Source organism: Mammaliicoccus sp. J-M41, assembly GCF_022385935.1.
Taxonomy (GTDB): Bacteria; Bacillota; Bacilli; order Staphylococcales; family Staphylococcaceae; genus Mammaliicoccus; species Mammaliicoccus sciuri_A.
In genome coordinates this window covers 1-14,746 of record NZ_JAJNIR010000006.1, presented here as the reverse complement: position 1 = coordinate 14,746, position 14,746 = coordinate 1, and the positions used below count along the sequence as shown (strand labels likewise).

Annotated in this window: 13 protein-coding genes and 2 tRNA genes; 14 read left to right on the top strand and 1 reads right to left on the bottom strand. The window is 33.6% G+C overall.

The annotated features are described in order from the left end of the window. Window positions 1-96: 96 nt before the first annotated feature. From dnaB to LQ686_RS03650, 4 genes are all read left to right on the top strand, one after another. Window positions 97-1,497 carry a replicative DNA helicase gene (gene dnaB, locus LQ686_RS03665; protein ID WP_025906258.1) on the top strand — a complete coding sequence of 467 codons (1,401 nt, stop codon included), beginning with the start codon at window positions 97-99 and terminating at the stop codon, window positions 1,495-1,497. A 286-nt stretch (window positions 1,498-1,783) separates the two neighbouring features. Continuing rightward, window positions 1,784-3,070 carry an adenylosuccinate synthase gene (locus LQ686_RS03660; protein WP_048542847.1) on the top strand — a complete coding sequence of 429 codons (1,287 nt, stop codon included), beginning with the start codon at window positions 1,784-1,786 and terminating at the stop codon, window positions 3,068-3,070. A 322-nt stretch (window positions 3,071-3,392) separates the two neighbouring features. After that, the gene (locus LQ686_RS03655) at window positions 3,393-3,695 is read left to right on the top strand and encodes a helix-turn-helix domain-containing protein (RefSeq protein WP_103362215.1); all 303 of its coding nucleotides are present in this window, start codon (window positions 3,393-3,395) and stop codon (window positions 3,693-3,695) included. Continuing rightward, window positions 3,692-4,567: an IS3 family transposase gene (locus LQ686_RS03650; RefSeq protein ID WP_311403031.1), complete on the top strand. Its 876-nt coding sequence runs from the start codon at window positions 3,692-3,694 to the stop codon at window positions 4,565-4,567. Before LQ686_RS03655 ends, LQ686_RS03650 begins: the two co-directional genes overlap by 4 nt. Window positions 4,568-4,872: 305 nt before the next feature. On the opposite strand, the gene LQ686_RS03645 is transcribed toward LQ686_RS03650, so the two are convergent. Beyond that, window positions 4,873-5,757 (bottom strand): YitT family protein, encoded by an 885-nt coding sequence (locus LQ686_RS03645; protein ID WP_025906261.1) that lies wholly within the window; start codon window positions 5,755-5,757, stop codon window positions 4,873-4,875. 106 nt (window positions 5,758-5,863) lie between these two features. Here LQ686_RS03645 and LQ686_RS03640 point away from each other — a divergent pair. The 10 genes from LQ686_RS03640 to LQ686_RS03595 all read left to right on the top strand — a co-directional run bounded on the left by LQ686_RS03640 (window position 5,864) and on the right by LQ686_RS03595 (window position 14,683). Then, window positions 5,864-5,938: transfer RNA gene (locus LQ686_RS03640), tRNA-Glu, on the top strand. Window positions 5,939-5,956: 18 nt separating this feature from the next. Further along, a tRNA-Asp gene (locus LQ686_RS03635) sits at window positions 5,957-6,029 on the top strand. Window positions 6,030-6,196: 167 nt separating this feature from the next. Further along, entirely contained in the window at window positions 6,197-6,898 is a 702-nt protein-coding gene (gene yycF / locus LQ686_RS03630) for a response regulator YycF (protein ID WP_025906262.1), read from the top strand. A gap of 9 nt (window positions 6,899-6,907) precedes the next feature. Continuing rightward, window positions 6,908-8,749: a cell wall metabolism sensor histidine kinase WalK gene (walK, locus tag LQ686_RS03625; protein ID WP_107565750.1), complete on the top strand. Its 1,842-nt coding sequence runs from the start codon at window positions 6,908-6,910 to the stop codon at window positions 8,747-8,749. Beyond that, window positions 8,742-10,064, top strand: a complete 1,323-nt coding sequence (locus LQ686_RS03620) for a YycH family regulatory protein (RefSeq protein ID WP_107590415.1) — start codon at window positions 8,742-8,744, stop codon at window positions 10,062-10,064. Before walK ends, LQ686_RS03620 begins: the two co-directional genes overlap by 8 nt. Further along, window positions 10,064-10,855: a two-component system regulatory protein YycI gene (locus tag LQ686_RS03615; RefSeq protein WP_103360472.1), complete on the top strand. Its 792-nt coding sequence runs from the start codon at window positions 10,064-10,066 to the stop codon at window positions 10,853-10,855. The genes LQ686_RS03620 and LQ686_RS03615 overlap by 1 nt, the downstream gene beginning before the upstream one ends. Before the next feature lie 40 nt (window positions 10,856-10,895). Next, entirely contained in the window at window positions 10,896-11,678 is a 783-nt protein-coding gene (locus tag LQ686_RS03610) for an MBL fold metallo-hydrolase (RefSeq protein ID WP_103360507.1), read from the top strand. Window positions 11,679-11,971: 293 nt separating this feature from the next. Next, window positions 11,972-12,451 carry a 23S rRNA (pseudouridine(1915)-N(3))-methyltransferase RlmH gene (rlmH, locus tag LQ686_RS03605; protein ID WP_025906271.1) on the top strand — a complete coding sequence of 160 codons (480 nt, stop codon included), beginning with the start codon at window positions 11,972-11,974 and terminating at the stop codon, window positions 12,449-12,451. A 321-nt stretch (window positions 12,452-12,772) separates the two neighbouring features. Continuing rightward, window positions 12,773-14,029 (top strand): MrcB family domain-containing protein, encoded by a 1,257-nt coding sequence (locus LQ686_RS03600; RefSeq protein ID WP_000566670.1) that lies wholly within the window; start codon window positions 12,773-12,775, stop codon window positions 14,027-14,029. A 414-nt stretch (window positions 14,030-14,443) separates the two neighbouring features. Further along, window positions 14,444-14,683, top strand: coding sequence for a hypothetical protein (locus tag LQ686_RS03595; protein WP_001282728.1), 240 nt, complete (start codon window positions 14,444-14,446; stop codon window positions 14,681-14,683). The last annotated feature ends 63 nt before the right edge of the window (window positions 14,684-14,746 follow it).

The following is a 14,746-nucleotide window of genomic DNA, read 5'->3' as shown; positions in this document are numbered from 1 at the left end:
CATCAATAAAATGGTCGGTATTTGATTTACCGACCTATTTTAATGCGTTATAATAAAAATTATTAAAAATGGAAAGGAGTAATCAGTATGGATGGTATGGATAATATGATGAACCCAAAACAAATGCCCCATAGTATAGAGGCTGAACAATCTGTTATCGGTGCAATCTTGATTGATCCTGAACTGATTAACTCAACAGGTGAAACATTAATACCTGAAGCTTTCTATCGTGCAAATCATCAACACATATTTAGAGCGATGTTAATGCTAAATGAACAGAATAAAGAAATTGACTCTGTTACATTGATGGACCAGTTAGCAGCAGAATCATTATTAGAAGAAGCGGGCGGTCCAGCCTATTTAGCAGAATTAGCAAATAATGTCCCAACAACAAGAAACATACATTTCTACATAGATATTGTGTTTAAACATGCAGTGAAACGCCAACTCATTCGTGTGGCGGATAGTATTGCTGAAGATGGGTATAATCCTGAGCTTGATTTAGAATCATTGTTAGGAGATGCAGAAAAGAGAATTTTAGAGATTTCTGCTTCAAGAGGTACGGAAGGCTTCAAAGATATTAAAGATGTATTAAGTATTGTGTTTGATAATGCCGAACAGCTCGATCAAAATAATGGACAAACACCAGGTATACCAACTGGTTATCGAGATTTAGACCAAATGACAGCAGGGTTTAACCGAAATGATTTAATCATTATTGCGGCACGTCCATCAGTAGGTAAGACTGCCTTCGCATTAAATATCGCACAACAAGTTGCAACACACCAAGATTTGTATTCAGTCGGTATTTTCTCTTTAGAGATGGGTGCCGATCAGCTTGCTACACGTATGATATGTAGTACGGGAAATGTCGATTCAAATAGATTGCGTACAGGTTCAATGACCGAGGAAGACTGGAGCAGGTTTACAGTTGCAGTAGGTAAACTATCAAGAACGAAAATATTTATCGATGATACACCAGGCATCCGAATTACGGATATTCGTGCTAAATGTCGTAGGCTCAAACAAGAACATGGATTAGATATGATCATGATTGACTACTTACAATTAATTCAAGGTAGTGGTTCTCGTAGCTCAGATAATAGACAACAAGAAGTATCAGAAATCTCTCGTATGCTTAAAGCAATCGCAAGAGAATTAGAATGTCCCGTTATTGCGTTAAGTCAGTTATCTCGTGGTGTTGAACAACGACAAGATAAGAGACCAATGATGAGTGATATTCGTGAATCAGGTTCGATTGAGCAAGATGCGGATATCGTTGCCTTCTTATATAGAGATGACTATTACTCAAGAGGTGGCGAAGATGAAGATGGAGAAGCGGTTGATGCGGGTGCACAAGACGAGAATGGTGAAATTGAAATCATTATCGCTAAACAACGTAACGGCCCAACAGGAACTGTTAAACTACACTTCATGAAACAATATAACAAATTCACCGATATTGACTATCAACATGCCGGAATGGAATTTGGATAAAAAAAGTTTTTAATATAAAAGACGTACATTTATTGTGTATTATGCAAAAATGTACGTCTTTTGTTTTGTGTAAAGTAACACTTATGTGCTTAAGTTTGTGTTTTTGAAAATGGATAAAACGATTATAATCCTTTTAAATACTGTGGTTAAGGTGTTTTTTAGCAATTCCAGCATGAATAAGAAGTGTAATTTAACACTAGTAATCAATGTTCGTTTTTAGTTTGCAATTTAAGGATAGTACTGATAGAATACTTAATGGTTAATGAGAAAAAGCGGAGGTGCTCACATGTCATCAATCGTAGTCGTTGGGACGCAATGGGGAGACGAAGGTAAAGGTAAAATTACAGATTTCTTAGCAGAGGATGCAAACGTTATTGCACGTTTTTCAGGTGGTAACAATGCAGGTCACACAATTAAATTTGATGGAGAAACTTACAAATTGCATTTAGTACCATCAGGTATTTTCTATCAAGAGAAATCAAGTGTTATCGGTAACGGTGTAGTTGTTGATCCAGTAGCTTTATTGAAAGAATTAGATGCTTTAAATGAACGCGGAGTTGCAACTGACAATTTAAGAATTTCAAACCGTGCGCAAGTCATCTTACCATACCATCTTAAACAAGATGAATTAGAAGAAGAAAAACGCGGTGACAACAAAATTGGTACAACTAAAAAAGGTATCGGTCCAGCTTATGTAGATAAAGCACAACGTATCGGTATCCGTATGGCTGATTTATTAGATAAAGAAACTTTTGAAAAACGCTTAAAAGAAAATCTTGAATATAAAAATGAATTATTCGAAAAAATGTTCAACGCTGAAGGTTTCACTTTTGAAGAAATTTTTGAAACTTACTATGCAGCAGGACAACGTTTGAAAGATTATGTAACAGACACAGCTAAATTATTAGATGATGCTTTCGTAAACAATGAAAAAGTATTATTCGAAGGTGCGCAAGGTGTGATGTTAGATATCGACCACGGTACATATCCATTCGTTACTTCAAGTAATCCAATTGCAGGTAACGTTACAGTAGGTGGCGGTGTTGGTCCAACATACGTATCTAAAGTAATTGGTGTATGTAAAGCTTATACATCTCGTGTAGGAGACGGTCCATTCCCAACAGAATTATTTGATGAAGATGGTCACCATATCCGTGAAGTAGGTCGTGAATACGGTACAACAACTGGAAGACCACGTCGTGTAGGTTGGTTTGACTCAGTAGTTCTACGTCATTCACGCCGTGTAAGTGGTATTACAGATTTATCAATTAACTCAATTGACGTATTAACAGGATTAAAAACAGTTAAAATCTGTACAGCATACGAAATTGATGGTGTTGAAATCACTGAATATCCAGCAAACTTAAACGAATTAGAACGTTGTAAACCAATCTTTGAAGAACTACCAGGTTGGGAAGAAGACATCACAGGATGCCGTTCATTAGAAGAATTACCAGATAACGCACGTCGTTATTTAGAACGCATTTCTGAATTATGTAACGTTAAAATTTCTATCTTCTCAGTAGGACCAGATAGAAACCAAACAAACCTATTAGAAAACCTATGGGACTAATAAATAAAGAGAAACCAGCAGATATGTAGCGTATCTGCTGGTTTTTTCATATTGGGGGAAGGTGTTGTGTGGTTTGGAGTGAGTTGAGTTTGGGTGTTGTGCGTTGATATAAGGTGATGAGGTTTGGAGTTGGTTAGGGTTGGACAGGATTGTTTAGAGTTGGGTTGAGAAAGCGGACGAGATTGTGGGGGCAGATCGGCGAAGATGTGAGTTAAAGGAGTAGTAAACTCACAAGATCATAAAAGTTTAGAAGTAAAAAATTAGAAATAGTGTTTATACTAGCGAATTTAAATTATCTGTTTTAAAATTTAGACAAGAAAATATGTTGTCTTATCAAGATACCGCGAATCACTTTAGGATTATTAATCCTATTATCATTGCCAATTGGCAACGTCAGTTTGATGAAAAATGTCGTCTTGATATAGATAATAAACAAAAGGGACGATCTCACACTATGACTAAAAAACGAGCTAAATCAGATAATAAAAATTTACCTTTAAATGAAAATGAACGTGAAGAACTTGAAAGACTTAGAAATGAAGTCGAGACGTTAAAGGCAGGTATAGCTTATCAAAAAAAGTTACAGGCCTTGACCGACATTTACGGAAGCAAAAATCAGAAATAGTAAAGGTCATTAAGGAACTAAATGAAACATATAATATAAGATTAAGCATCTTATTTAAAATCGCTCAAATAGCTAAATCTGTATACTATTATTGGATAAATCAATTTAGTAAACCTAATAAAGATGAATCGTTGATTCAAGTAATAAAAGAAATATGTAATGAATCAAACCATACCTATGGTTATCGTCGTGTTACACAAGCACTAAGAAATAGAGGTATTATTGTAAATCATAAAAAAGTACTAAGAATCATGAAAGAACATAATCTAACTTGTACAAAGTTCACACATAGAGGTCGTAAGTATCGTTCCTTTAAAGGTAAAGTTGGTAAAGTAGCTCAAAACATATTAAATCGTAGATTTAAAACAAGTCTCCCATTTCAAAAAGTCGTAACAGATATTACAGAGTTCAAATTAAAGAATGGTCAGAAATTATATTTATCACCTTATCTGGACTTATATAGTTCAGAGATTATAAGCTTTAAAATCTCAAGTCGTCCTACATTAGATATAGTAATCAATCCACTAAAAGAAATGATAGAGCGTCGTCCAAACCTTGGCCACCGTTTAACGATTCATTCAGATCAAGGCTGGCATTATCAACATTCGCAATACACTAATTTATTAAAAGAACATAAGATATTTCAAAGTATGTCTAGAAAAGGTAATTGTCTAGATAATTCAGTTATGGAAAACTTTTTTGGGTTACTTAAACAAGAAATGTATTATGGCCAAGAATTTAAAGATTTTCAAGATCTTGAACAAGCTATTCATCGATATATCAATTTTTATAATAACGAAAGAATCAAATCAAAATTAAAAGGCTTATCTCCCAAAAATTACAGGAGACAAACCTTTGAAATAATATACTAATTAAGGTTTAGATTTTTGGGTTCAGTACAGTCATGGCTTAAGTCCTGAATAAAGCCAAGAGATCGCCCATAAACTTCAACCCGACCTGAACCTAACTAAATTCCACCTATTCCGTACCGCACCGCAATCCATCCCCCCTCAACCCCACCCAACAAAAAAGCATAAAAACTTATCATTTCAAGGTTGTCTACCAACTGCGCTCTAGAAACTAACTTAATCAGGCTTCCTAATTAAGACTGTCCGCAATCATAGACGTCTATCTATACTTTGAAATCATAAATTCTTATGCATATTACTGTGATTTATTAATGTATTTCTCTTTTCTTAAAGCGTCCGCCTTTTACTTCGCTCACGTCACCGATTGATAGGAATGCGGTGTTGTCTATTTCTGTTACGATATCTTTTAGTTTGGATTCTTCTAATCGTGTGATGACGCAGAATACGACTTTTTTATCTTCACCTGTATATGCGCCTTCTCCATTCAGGTATGTGACACCTCTACCGAGTCGGTCATTGATGGCTTCTCCGATATCTCTATATGTATCGCTGATGATCCATACGGCTTTTGATTCATCAAATCCTTGAACGGTTACGTCAATCATCTTAGCAGCTATAAAATATGCAATAACGGAAAACATCGCTGATTCCCAATTGAATACAAATCCTGCAGCTGTAAATATGAAGAAGTTAATCAACATGACGATTTCGCCTACTGAAAATGGTGCTTTACTGCTGATTAAGATAGCACTGATTTCAGATCCGTCTAAAGATCCTCCATATCGTATTACGAGACCTACGCCTAAACCAATAATTGCGCCTCCAAAGATCGTTACTAAAAACGCTTCTTTAATAAAAGGATCAAAATGATGTAAGTAGGCTGTTGTAATAGATAATATTGTAATTGCGTAAATTGTAGAAATCGTGAATGTCTTACCAATCTGCTTGTATCCTAAAAAGAAAAACGGAATATTTAGTAGAAAGATAAATAATCCAAGCTTTAAATTGGTGAGATGACTCAAAATAATTGCGATACCGACAATGCCACCATCTAGTAAATTGTTAGGAACTAAAAATAATTCTAACCCTACCCCCATTAATATACTGCCGATGGTGATAAATATGAATCGTTTGAGGATTTCTCCTTTACGTAATTTACGATGTCCTTTTCTAATAACTTGTGCTTGTTCCATATTATCATCCTTTTTAGTACTTCTATATTTATTATATAAAAAATTTAAAATAAAATCTTGTCTTCTGTATATTATTCATGCTATAATCAATCTTGTGTTAAACAGAGGCCCCTTGGTCAAGCGGTTAAGACACCGCCCTTTCACGGCGGTAACACGGGTTCGAATCCCGTAGGGGTCACCATCTCAATTTTATACATAAGGTCCCGTGGTGTAGCGGTTAACATGCCTGCCTGTCACGCAGGAGATCGCGGGTTCGATTCCCGTCGGGACCGCTTTTAATGCTTATCGTAATAACGATAAGCATTTTTTTGTTGTTCAATCATAGATTAACGTCAAACAATAGAATTAATAGACAAATAGTGTTAAATTATAGTATAGGATATCATGCACAATTGTGTGCTTAGAGATACTTATTTTCAAAAAGAAATGAGGTAAATGTATGGCTAGAAAAATAGTAGTCGTTGATGATGAAAAACCAATTGCAGATATACTTGAATTTAATTTAAAAAAAGAAGGTTATGATGTTTATTGCGCATATGACGGTAATGACGCAGTAGATTTGATATATGCAGAAGAACCAGACATCGTATTATTAGATATTATGCTACCTGGTAGAGATGGTATGGAAGTATGTAGAGAGGTTCGTAAGAAATTTGAAATGCCAATCATTATGTTAACAGCTAAAGACTCAGAAATTGATAAAGTTCTAGGGTTAGAGTTAGGTGCAGATGATTATGTGACGAAGCCTTTTTCAACACGTGAATTAATCGCGCGTGTGAAAGCAAACTTACGTAGACATTATTCTCAACCAACACAAACAGAAGACGAAGAAACAAATGAAATCGTCATTAAAGATATTACGGTATACCCTGATGCATATTCAATTAAAAAACGTGGTGTCGATATCGAATTGACGCACCGTGAATTTGAATTGTTTCATTATTTAGCAAAACATATTGGACAAGTTATGACGCGTGAACACTTACTCCAAACTGTATGGGGTTATGATTATTTTGGAGATGTACGTACAGTCGATGTTACGATACGTCGTCTACGTGAGAAAATCGAAGACGATGCATCACACCCAGAATATATTGTGACGCGTAGAGGTGTGGGTTATTTCCTACAAACACAAGAGTAGGCTGATATTATGAATTGGCTAAAGAAGTTTCAGTCCTTACACATTAAACTTGTCGTTATTTATGTTTTATTAATCATTATTGGTATGCAAATTATTGGATTATATTTTACAAACAGTCTTGAGAAAGAACTGACACGTAACTTCAAGACAAATATTGAACAACACGTGAAACAGATTAATTACAACATAAAGAAAACGTACAACTCAGAAGATCCAAATCGGAACTTCCAAAAAGAAATACAAAATATATTAGATGATTATGCCAATAGAACTGAAATTGATGAGATTAAGTTTATTGATCAAGATCAAATTATTGTGGCGACATCTAAAGCTACGAATCAAAATACCGTCAATCAAAAAGTAAACGATAGCTCTGTACAAAAGGCGTTATCATTAGGAAAAGCTAATGATAAAATCGTATTAAAAAATGATTCATCCGATAGTAATAGAGTATGGATCAAAAATAAACCTGTTGAATACGAAGGTGAAGTTGTCGGAGATATATATGTTGAATCAGATATTGATTCTGTTTACGAACAGTTAAACAACATTAACCAAATCTTCATCATCGGTACAGCAATCTCATTATTGATCACAATCGTGCTCGGTTTCTTCATTGCGAGAACGATTACGAAACCTATATCAGACATGCGTAACCAAACGTTAGAGATGTCTAAAGGTAACTATACGCAGCGCGTTAAGATATACGGAAATGACGAAATCGGTGAACTTGCACTGTCGTTTAACAACTTATCTAAACGTGTACAAGAAGCACAAGCGAATACGGAAAGTGAAAAGCGTCGTCTAGACTCGGTTATCACGCATATGAGCGATGGTGTCCTTGCCACTGATAGACGTGGCCGCGTACGTATTATTAATGAAATGGCACTTAAAATGTTAGGTCTAGAACGTGCTGATGTAGAAGCGAAACATATATTAGATATTCTAAATATTGACGATGATTATTCATTAGATGACTTACAAGAGAATAATGATAGTTTCATTATTGATATTAATAGTGAAGAAGGCATTATTGCGCGTGTTAACTTCAGTACAATTATTCAAGATACAGGCTTTATCAACGGTTATATTGCCGTATTACATGACGTTACGGAGCAGCACATTTTAGAAAATGAACGTCGCGAATTCGTTGCGAATGTTTCACATGAATTGCGTACGCCGTTAACATCTATGAGAAGTTATATAGAAGCATTAGAAGAAGGTGCTTGGCGTGATCCTGAAGTTGCACCGACATTCTTAAATGTTACACGTGAAGAAACAGATCGTATGATTCGTCTTGTGAATGACTTATTACAACTTTCTAAAATGGACAGTTCAAGTGATCAAATGAACTCTGAATTGATTGATTTTAATATGTTTATTAACAAAATCATTAACAGACACGAAATGACACAAGGTAAGAACGTGACGTTCATTAGAGATATACCTGTTAAAGGTTTATTCGTTGAAATTGATCCAGATAAGATGACACAAGTGTTTGATAACGTCATTACAAATGCGATTAAATACTCACAAGAATCACATAAACGTGTAGAGTTTCATGTGAAACAAAATACTTTATATAACCGAATGACGATACAAATTAAAGATAATGGTATCGGTATTCCAGTGAATAAAGTAGATAAAATCTTTGATCGTTTCTACAGAGTAGATAAAGCGAGAGCACGTAAAATGGGTGGTACAGGTTTAGGTTTAGCCATCACTAAAGAAATCGTAGAAGCACATAAAGGTAGAATATGGGCGAGCAGTAAAGAAGGTCAAGGTACATCCATCTATATAACATTGCCATGTGAAGTCATGGAAGATGAGTTTGGTGATTGGGATGCGTAATAGAGAACTGATTAAATCTGCTATCCTCATAATCCTTGTGCTTATCAGTGTGTTTATGACATACCGTGTATGGACATTTACACCTGAACTGACAGATTTAGAAACAGATGTGAATACAGAAACACCTTCTATTGGACCTAAAATTAGTAAGCCTATTGATAGTGTGATTATGCCGTTTAGAATGATTAATCGAAATGGCACGGACGTGAAAGGGACGTCTAACGTGAAAGACATCAAGAAGATTACTGACCAATTGTTGAGTAAAGAAGTGAAGAAAGTTGATATTCTAAGCAGTGAGTCAGTCGTTCAACTTGAAGATTTATCTGAAAGGTATACGATTTTAGACTTCCCTGATAGCATTCCGAGTGAAATGTACTTGAACCAAGTATTAGGCATGAATATGAACTATTATCCTAATATTAATTTTGATCGAATTCTTGTAGATACGAAATCAACGAAAGAAGCTGTTGTGTATCTTTTAAGTGAGAATAAACAAAAAGCTGTTAAACTACAGACAAATATTAAAAGCACGCAATTTGATAAGGTGAATAAAGAAGCAGCACCAGATTTGAAACCTTATACAGGCATGATTACAAATGAGACGACTACGAATGAAATTTACCAAATTTATGCACCAGAGAATGCGGATAATATGAATATTTACCGTTACGTTTCTAACAAAATATCAGTATCTGAATTAAATGATGTTATTCTTGGTGATTCAGTGATTGCGCGTAGTAATGAACATAACGTTTCGACATATAACAACAATACGGGGATTTCTACCGTGAATGAAGCGAAACAAACATATCGTTATACGAATTTATCAGAAGATGAAAATCGTCAAAAAGATATGTCAAAATCGATTACAAATTCATTTAAATTTATTAATGAACATGCAGGATATACAGATGAATTCCGTCTATTTAGTACGGATCAAAAATCTGGTAAAATAGACTATCAAATGTTCTTAAATAATTATCCAGTGTTTAATGATGATAAGTTATCTTCAATAGAAGCGGTGTGGGGTAGAGATACGATTAATGAATATAATCGCGGTCTTATTACAACAGGAGTAGCCGTACCGTCTAAAAAAGAAGCGGATGGATTACCTTCATCAGAAGAAGTTAGATTTAACCTAGCTTCAAATGGTTCGATTGATTTTAACAAAGTTACGAATTTAGCAATTGGCTATGATTTATCATTACCTAAAGACGAAATTAATAACTTACAAGACACGATTGAATTTACACCGAAATGGTATATCAAATATGACGGTGAATGGAAACGGTACGAGAATGGAGGACTTTCTTAATGGATTGGAAACATGCTAAGTCACTCTTCATCATTGTGTTTATTCTCATTAATATAGGATTGGTCGTTGTATACTTTAATAAAGTAAATAACTCTATCGTTCAAGAATCAAACGCACAATCAGATGTCAATTTTGCTAAAGAAGGCATAGACATCCCGCAGTTACCAGAATATCGAGATAAGAAGATGCAAGCCATAACAGGTAGTAGTAAATCGTTTGATTCAGATGAACTTGAAGGTGTTTATTCATTAAGTGAAAAAGACACGAAAATCAATAAAGACGTCAATGCAGATTTAGATAAAGATAGTAAACAGTCGTCATTTAAGAGCTTTATTAATAAAGATGCCTTTAAAGGTAAAGATTACGAATATAAAAAGAACAACACAGATAAAAACAAAGTCGTCTATGAACAAAACTATGAAGATTTACCAATACTCAACAACAACAAAGGACAAATCGTCATAGATATGGATAATGGTAGAGCTAAGTCATTTACACAAACGTACTTAGACAAACTTAAACCAGGAAATGGCGACAACAATAATAAACGTAAAATAGCAGATGCGAAGACAGCTTTAGAGACATTGTATTACAACACGTACCTTAAAAAAGGCGATAAAGTAGAGTCTGTAAGGTTAGGCTACTACAGTGTCGTTAAAGAAATAGGCGGACAAGTACTTGTACCGTCATGGGAAGTTAAAATTAAATCCGAAAAAGACGGTAAAACAGATACGAAGACATTGTATATCGATGCCATTAAACCAGAATCTACCGTCTTAGAAGAATCGTAAGAGAAGCAGTAATTAAAGGAGATGAACACTTGTGATCGCAATGAGCGTACTCGCAAGTGGCAGTACAGGAAATGCCACTTATATAGAATCAGATAAAGGAAGCCTACTTGTCGATGCTGGCTTAACAGGAAAGAAAATAGAAGGTCTCTTTCAACAAATTGACCGTAACATCAGCGACCTAGAAGGTATCTTAGTAACCCACGAACATATCGATCACATAAAGGGGTTAGGTGTACTCGCAAGAAAGTATAAACTTCCTATCTATGCGAACAAAAAGACATGGCAAATGATAGAAGCTAAAGATAAAAACATACCACTAGATCAAAAGTTCCATTTTGAACCATATGAAACTAAGACTTTAGCAGGTATGGATATCGAATCATTTAGCGTGTCACATGACGCAATAGACCCACAGTTCTATATCTTTAATCACGACTATAAAAAGTTAACGATGATTACAGATACAGGCTACGTGTCAGACCGCATGAAAGGTATGATACACGGAAGTGATGCCTTTGTATTCGAAAGTAATCATGATGTGGATATGTTAAGAATGGGCAAATATCCATGGAAGACGAAACAACGTATATTAAGCGACATGGGTCACGTATCTAACGAAGATGCAGCACATGCAATGTGTGATGTTATAACAGGAAGTACGAAGCGTATCTATCTGTCACACTTAAGCCAAGACAACAACATGAAAGATTTAGCAAGAATGAGCGTTGGACAAGTATTAAACAAACATGATATTGATACAAATAAAGAAGTCATTTTATGTGATACAGATAAAGAAAAAGCAACACCAATATACTACATTTAAAAAAGATATCCCCAATTATTGAGTTGGGGATATCTTTTTAGTTTGTGCACATATATACCCACAGTTATACACAAATGTCCACAAACTGTGAATAATATAGGTAGTTATCCACTGTTTTATCCACAATGTATATAAATCCGTGGATAAATCATAATAAAATGTATAAAAATAAACGACTTAATATTTAGAAAACGTACAAAAAATTAAAATTGTTGATATAATAATAAAGAAAACTGTGCATAAGTTAATAACATGTGGATAACTTTTAACAAGATGAATAAAGGTGGATAAAAATGAAGATAACAATCATAACGGTAGGTAAACTAAAAGAGAAATACTGGAAACAAGCCGTAGATGAATATAATAAACGTTTAGGTGCATATACAAAGACAGAACTCATTGAAGTAGCAGATGAAAAAGCACCCGATAATATGAGCGATAAAGATATAGAGATAGTGAAGGAAAAAGAAGCGGACAGAATCATGTCTAAAATCAAACAAGACAGTTACGTTATTACCTTGGAAATACAAGGCAAAATGTTAACAAGCGAAGGCCTCAGTAAAGAAATCGATAACCTCATGACAAGAGGCAATTCACACATCACATTTATCATCGGCGGATCAAACGGCCTGCATCAAAAAGTATTACAACGCAGCAACTACGCCCTATCATTCAGCAAAATGACCTTCCCACACCAAATGATGAAAGTCATCCTGATGGAACAAGTGTATCGTGCATTCAAAATCATGCGTGGCGAAGCATATCATAAATGATGCGGTTTTTTCAGCCGCTTCATAAAGGGATTTTGAATGTATCAGAACATATGAGGTTTATGTGAATTGCTGTTATGTTTTTAAGAAGCTTATCATAAGTAATGAGGTTCATGATTTTTGACATAGTTAGCCTCCGCAGTCTTTCATTTCAAGTAAATAATAGCGAAATATTCTTTATACTGAATACTTATAGTGAAGCAAAGTTCTAGCTTTGAGAAAATTCTTTCTGCAACTAAATATAGTAAATTACGGTAAAATATAAATAAGTACATATTGAAGAAAATGAGACATAATATATTTTATAATAGGAGGGAATTTCAAATGATAGACAACTTTATGCAGGTCCTTAAATTAATTAAAGAGAAACGTACCAATAATGTAGTTAAAAAATCTGATTGGGATAAAGGTGATCTATATAAAACTTTAGTCCATGATAAGTTACCCAAGCAGTTAAAAGTGCATATAAAAGAAGATAAATATTCAGTTGTAGGGAAGGTTGCTACTGGGAACTATAGTAAAGTTCCTTGGATTTCAATATATGATGAGAATATAACAAAAGAAACAAAGGATGGATATTATTTGGTATATCTTTTTCATCCGGAAGGAGAAGGCATATACTTATCTTTGAATCAAGGATGGTCAAAGATAAGTGATATGTTTCCGCGGGATAAAAATGCTGCAAAACAAAGAGCATTAACTTTATCTTCCGAACTCAATAAATATATTACATCAAATGAATTTAATACTGGAAGATTTTATTACGCAGAAAATAAAGATTCATCTTATGATTTAAAAAATGATTATCCATCAGGATATTCTCATGGATCAATAAGATTCAAATATTATGATTTGAATGAAGGATTCACAGAAGAAGATATGCTAGAGGATTTAAAGAAATTTTTAGAACTATTTAATGAATTAGCTTCAAAAGTTACAAAAACATCCTATGATAGCTTGGTCAATAGCATAGACGAAATACAGGAAGACAGCGAAATTGAAGAAATTAGAACAGCACAAAAAGATAAGACACTCAAGGAAGTGGAAGCACCTAAAGGAATAATTCCAAAATATAAAAAAGGTGTATCAAAGACTACTAAAAATGATTCAGAAATTGAAAAATCAAATAAAGAGAATAAATTAACCGGTAAAGTTGGAGAAAAATTAGCGCTAAATTACTTTAATGAGCTAATTGATAATAAAATAGACGAAGATAAGAAAGAACAGTTTAGGAATATTTTAAATGATAATCCAGGCTCTCAACACGGTCATGGCTATGATTTAGTAGCTTTTGATCCAACAAATACAGATAAAGCTGTAGAAAAATTTATTGAAATTAAAACATCTACATCTTCTAGTATTGAGGAACCATTTTTTATGTCGCTAAATGAAATGTTTGCTATGAAAGAATATAAGCAGAAATATTTAATATTAAGAATATTTAATGTTTCTGGTAAAGAACCACAATTTTATTTTATAGATCCATATGCAAATTATTCTGAATTTAAAGATGTAGATGATCTCATTGACAAAGTATTTAATGTAGAAGCTATTCAGTATAAAGTTTTTGGCGAAAAATGATTACTTGAACAAGAGCTAAAATAAAATTGTGATCTAATAAAAATAGAAACTGTAATTTAAATAAAACTTTCTAAATAAGCTAACTGATAAAAAATCAGTTTGTCCACAGTCTGAAACAAGATTCCTATATTCTTTAGGAATCTTGTTTTTTCTATTTTTATGGTGATAAAGAGCAGATAAGATAATGTGTAATAATCACAAAAAAGTTAAATATTTTAAGGCTTGTTTAATTATTAATGATTTTATATATAAAGAGCAGTATAATAAAGTTGTTAATATATTATGAATAATATTCAAGTAATTTTATTGTTTTTTAATTTGTCGATATTTAAGTTGAGTTAAATTTAAAGGGTGTAATTTGTTTTACAATGATGAAGATAATTAGTCTATCAAAATAAAGGGGTTGGGACTGTTATGAGTGATAATTTGTCATTATTCATTGACTATATCAATGATAATATAATCTATGGTAGTGAAATCAAACGGGAGAAATTAGAGAATTTATTTAATCAATTTGCTATAAAAAATGTTGAAAAGAACATTGTCTATGATGAACTGAAATCTTTAGATATTACAATCATTGAGTCACAGGATTCATATAAAAATAAATTGAAGAGATTATTTTCGGTTCTGTTGCAAAGTAAAAAAATATAGCTAACCACTAATTTATCATGTCAGTGTTCGCTTAACTTGCTAGCATGATGCTAATTTCGTGGC

Excerpts from the sequence above, each read along its gene's own strand:
- dnaB (WP_025906258.1), top strand. The coding sequence starts at position 97 with ATGGATAATATGATGAACCCAAAACAAATGCCCCATAGTATAGAGGCT.
- LQ686_RS03660 (WP_048542847.1), top strand. The coding sequence starts at position 1,784 with ATGTCATCAATCGTAGTCGTTGGGACGCAATGGGGAGACGAAGGTAAA.
- LQ686_RS03655 (WP_103362215.1), top strand. The coding sequence starts at position 3,393 with ATGTTGTCTTATCAAGATACCGCGAATCACTTTAGGATTATTAATCCT.
- LQ686_RS03645 (WP_025906261.1), bottom strand. The coding sequence starts at position 5,757 with ATGGAACAAGCACAAGTTATTAGAAAAGGACATCGTAAATTACGTAAA.
- yycF (WP_025906262.1), top strand. The coding sequence starts at position 6,197 with ATGGCTAGAAAAATAGTAGTCGTTGATGATGAAAAACCAATTGCAGAT.
- walK (WP_107565750.1), top strand. The coding sequence starts at position 6,908 with ATGAATTGGCTAAAGAAGTTTCAGTCCTTACACATTAAACTTGTCGTT.
- LQ686_RS03620 (WP_107590415.1), top strand. The coding sequence starts at position 8,742 with ATGCGTAATAGAGAACTGATTAAATCTGCTATCCTCATAATCCTTGTG.
- LQ686_RS03615 (WP_103360472.1), top strand. The coding sequence starts at position 10,064 with ATGGATTGGAAACATGCTAAGTCACTCTTCATCATTGTGTTTATTCTC.
- LQ686_RS03610 (WP_103360507.1), top strand. The coding sequence starts at position 10,896 with ATGAGCGTACTCGCAAGTGGCAGTACAGGAAATGCCACTTATATAGAA.
- rlmH (WP_025906271.1), top strand. The coding sequence starts at position 11,972 with ATGAAGATAACAATCATAACGGTAGGTAAACTAAAAGAGAAATACTGG.
- LQ686_RS03600 (WP_000566670.1), top strand. The coding sequence starts at position 12,773 with ATGATAGACAACTTTATGCAGGTCCTTAAATTAATTAAAGAGAAACGT.
- LQ686_RS03595 (WP_001282728.1), top strand. The coding sequence starts at position 14,444 with ATGAGTGATAATTTGTCATTATTCATTGACTATATCAATGATAATATA.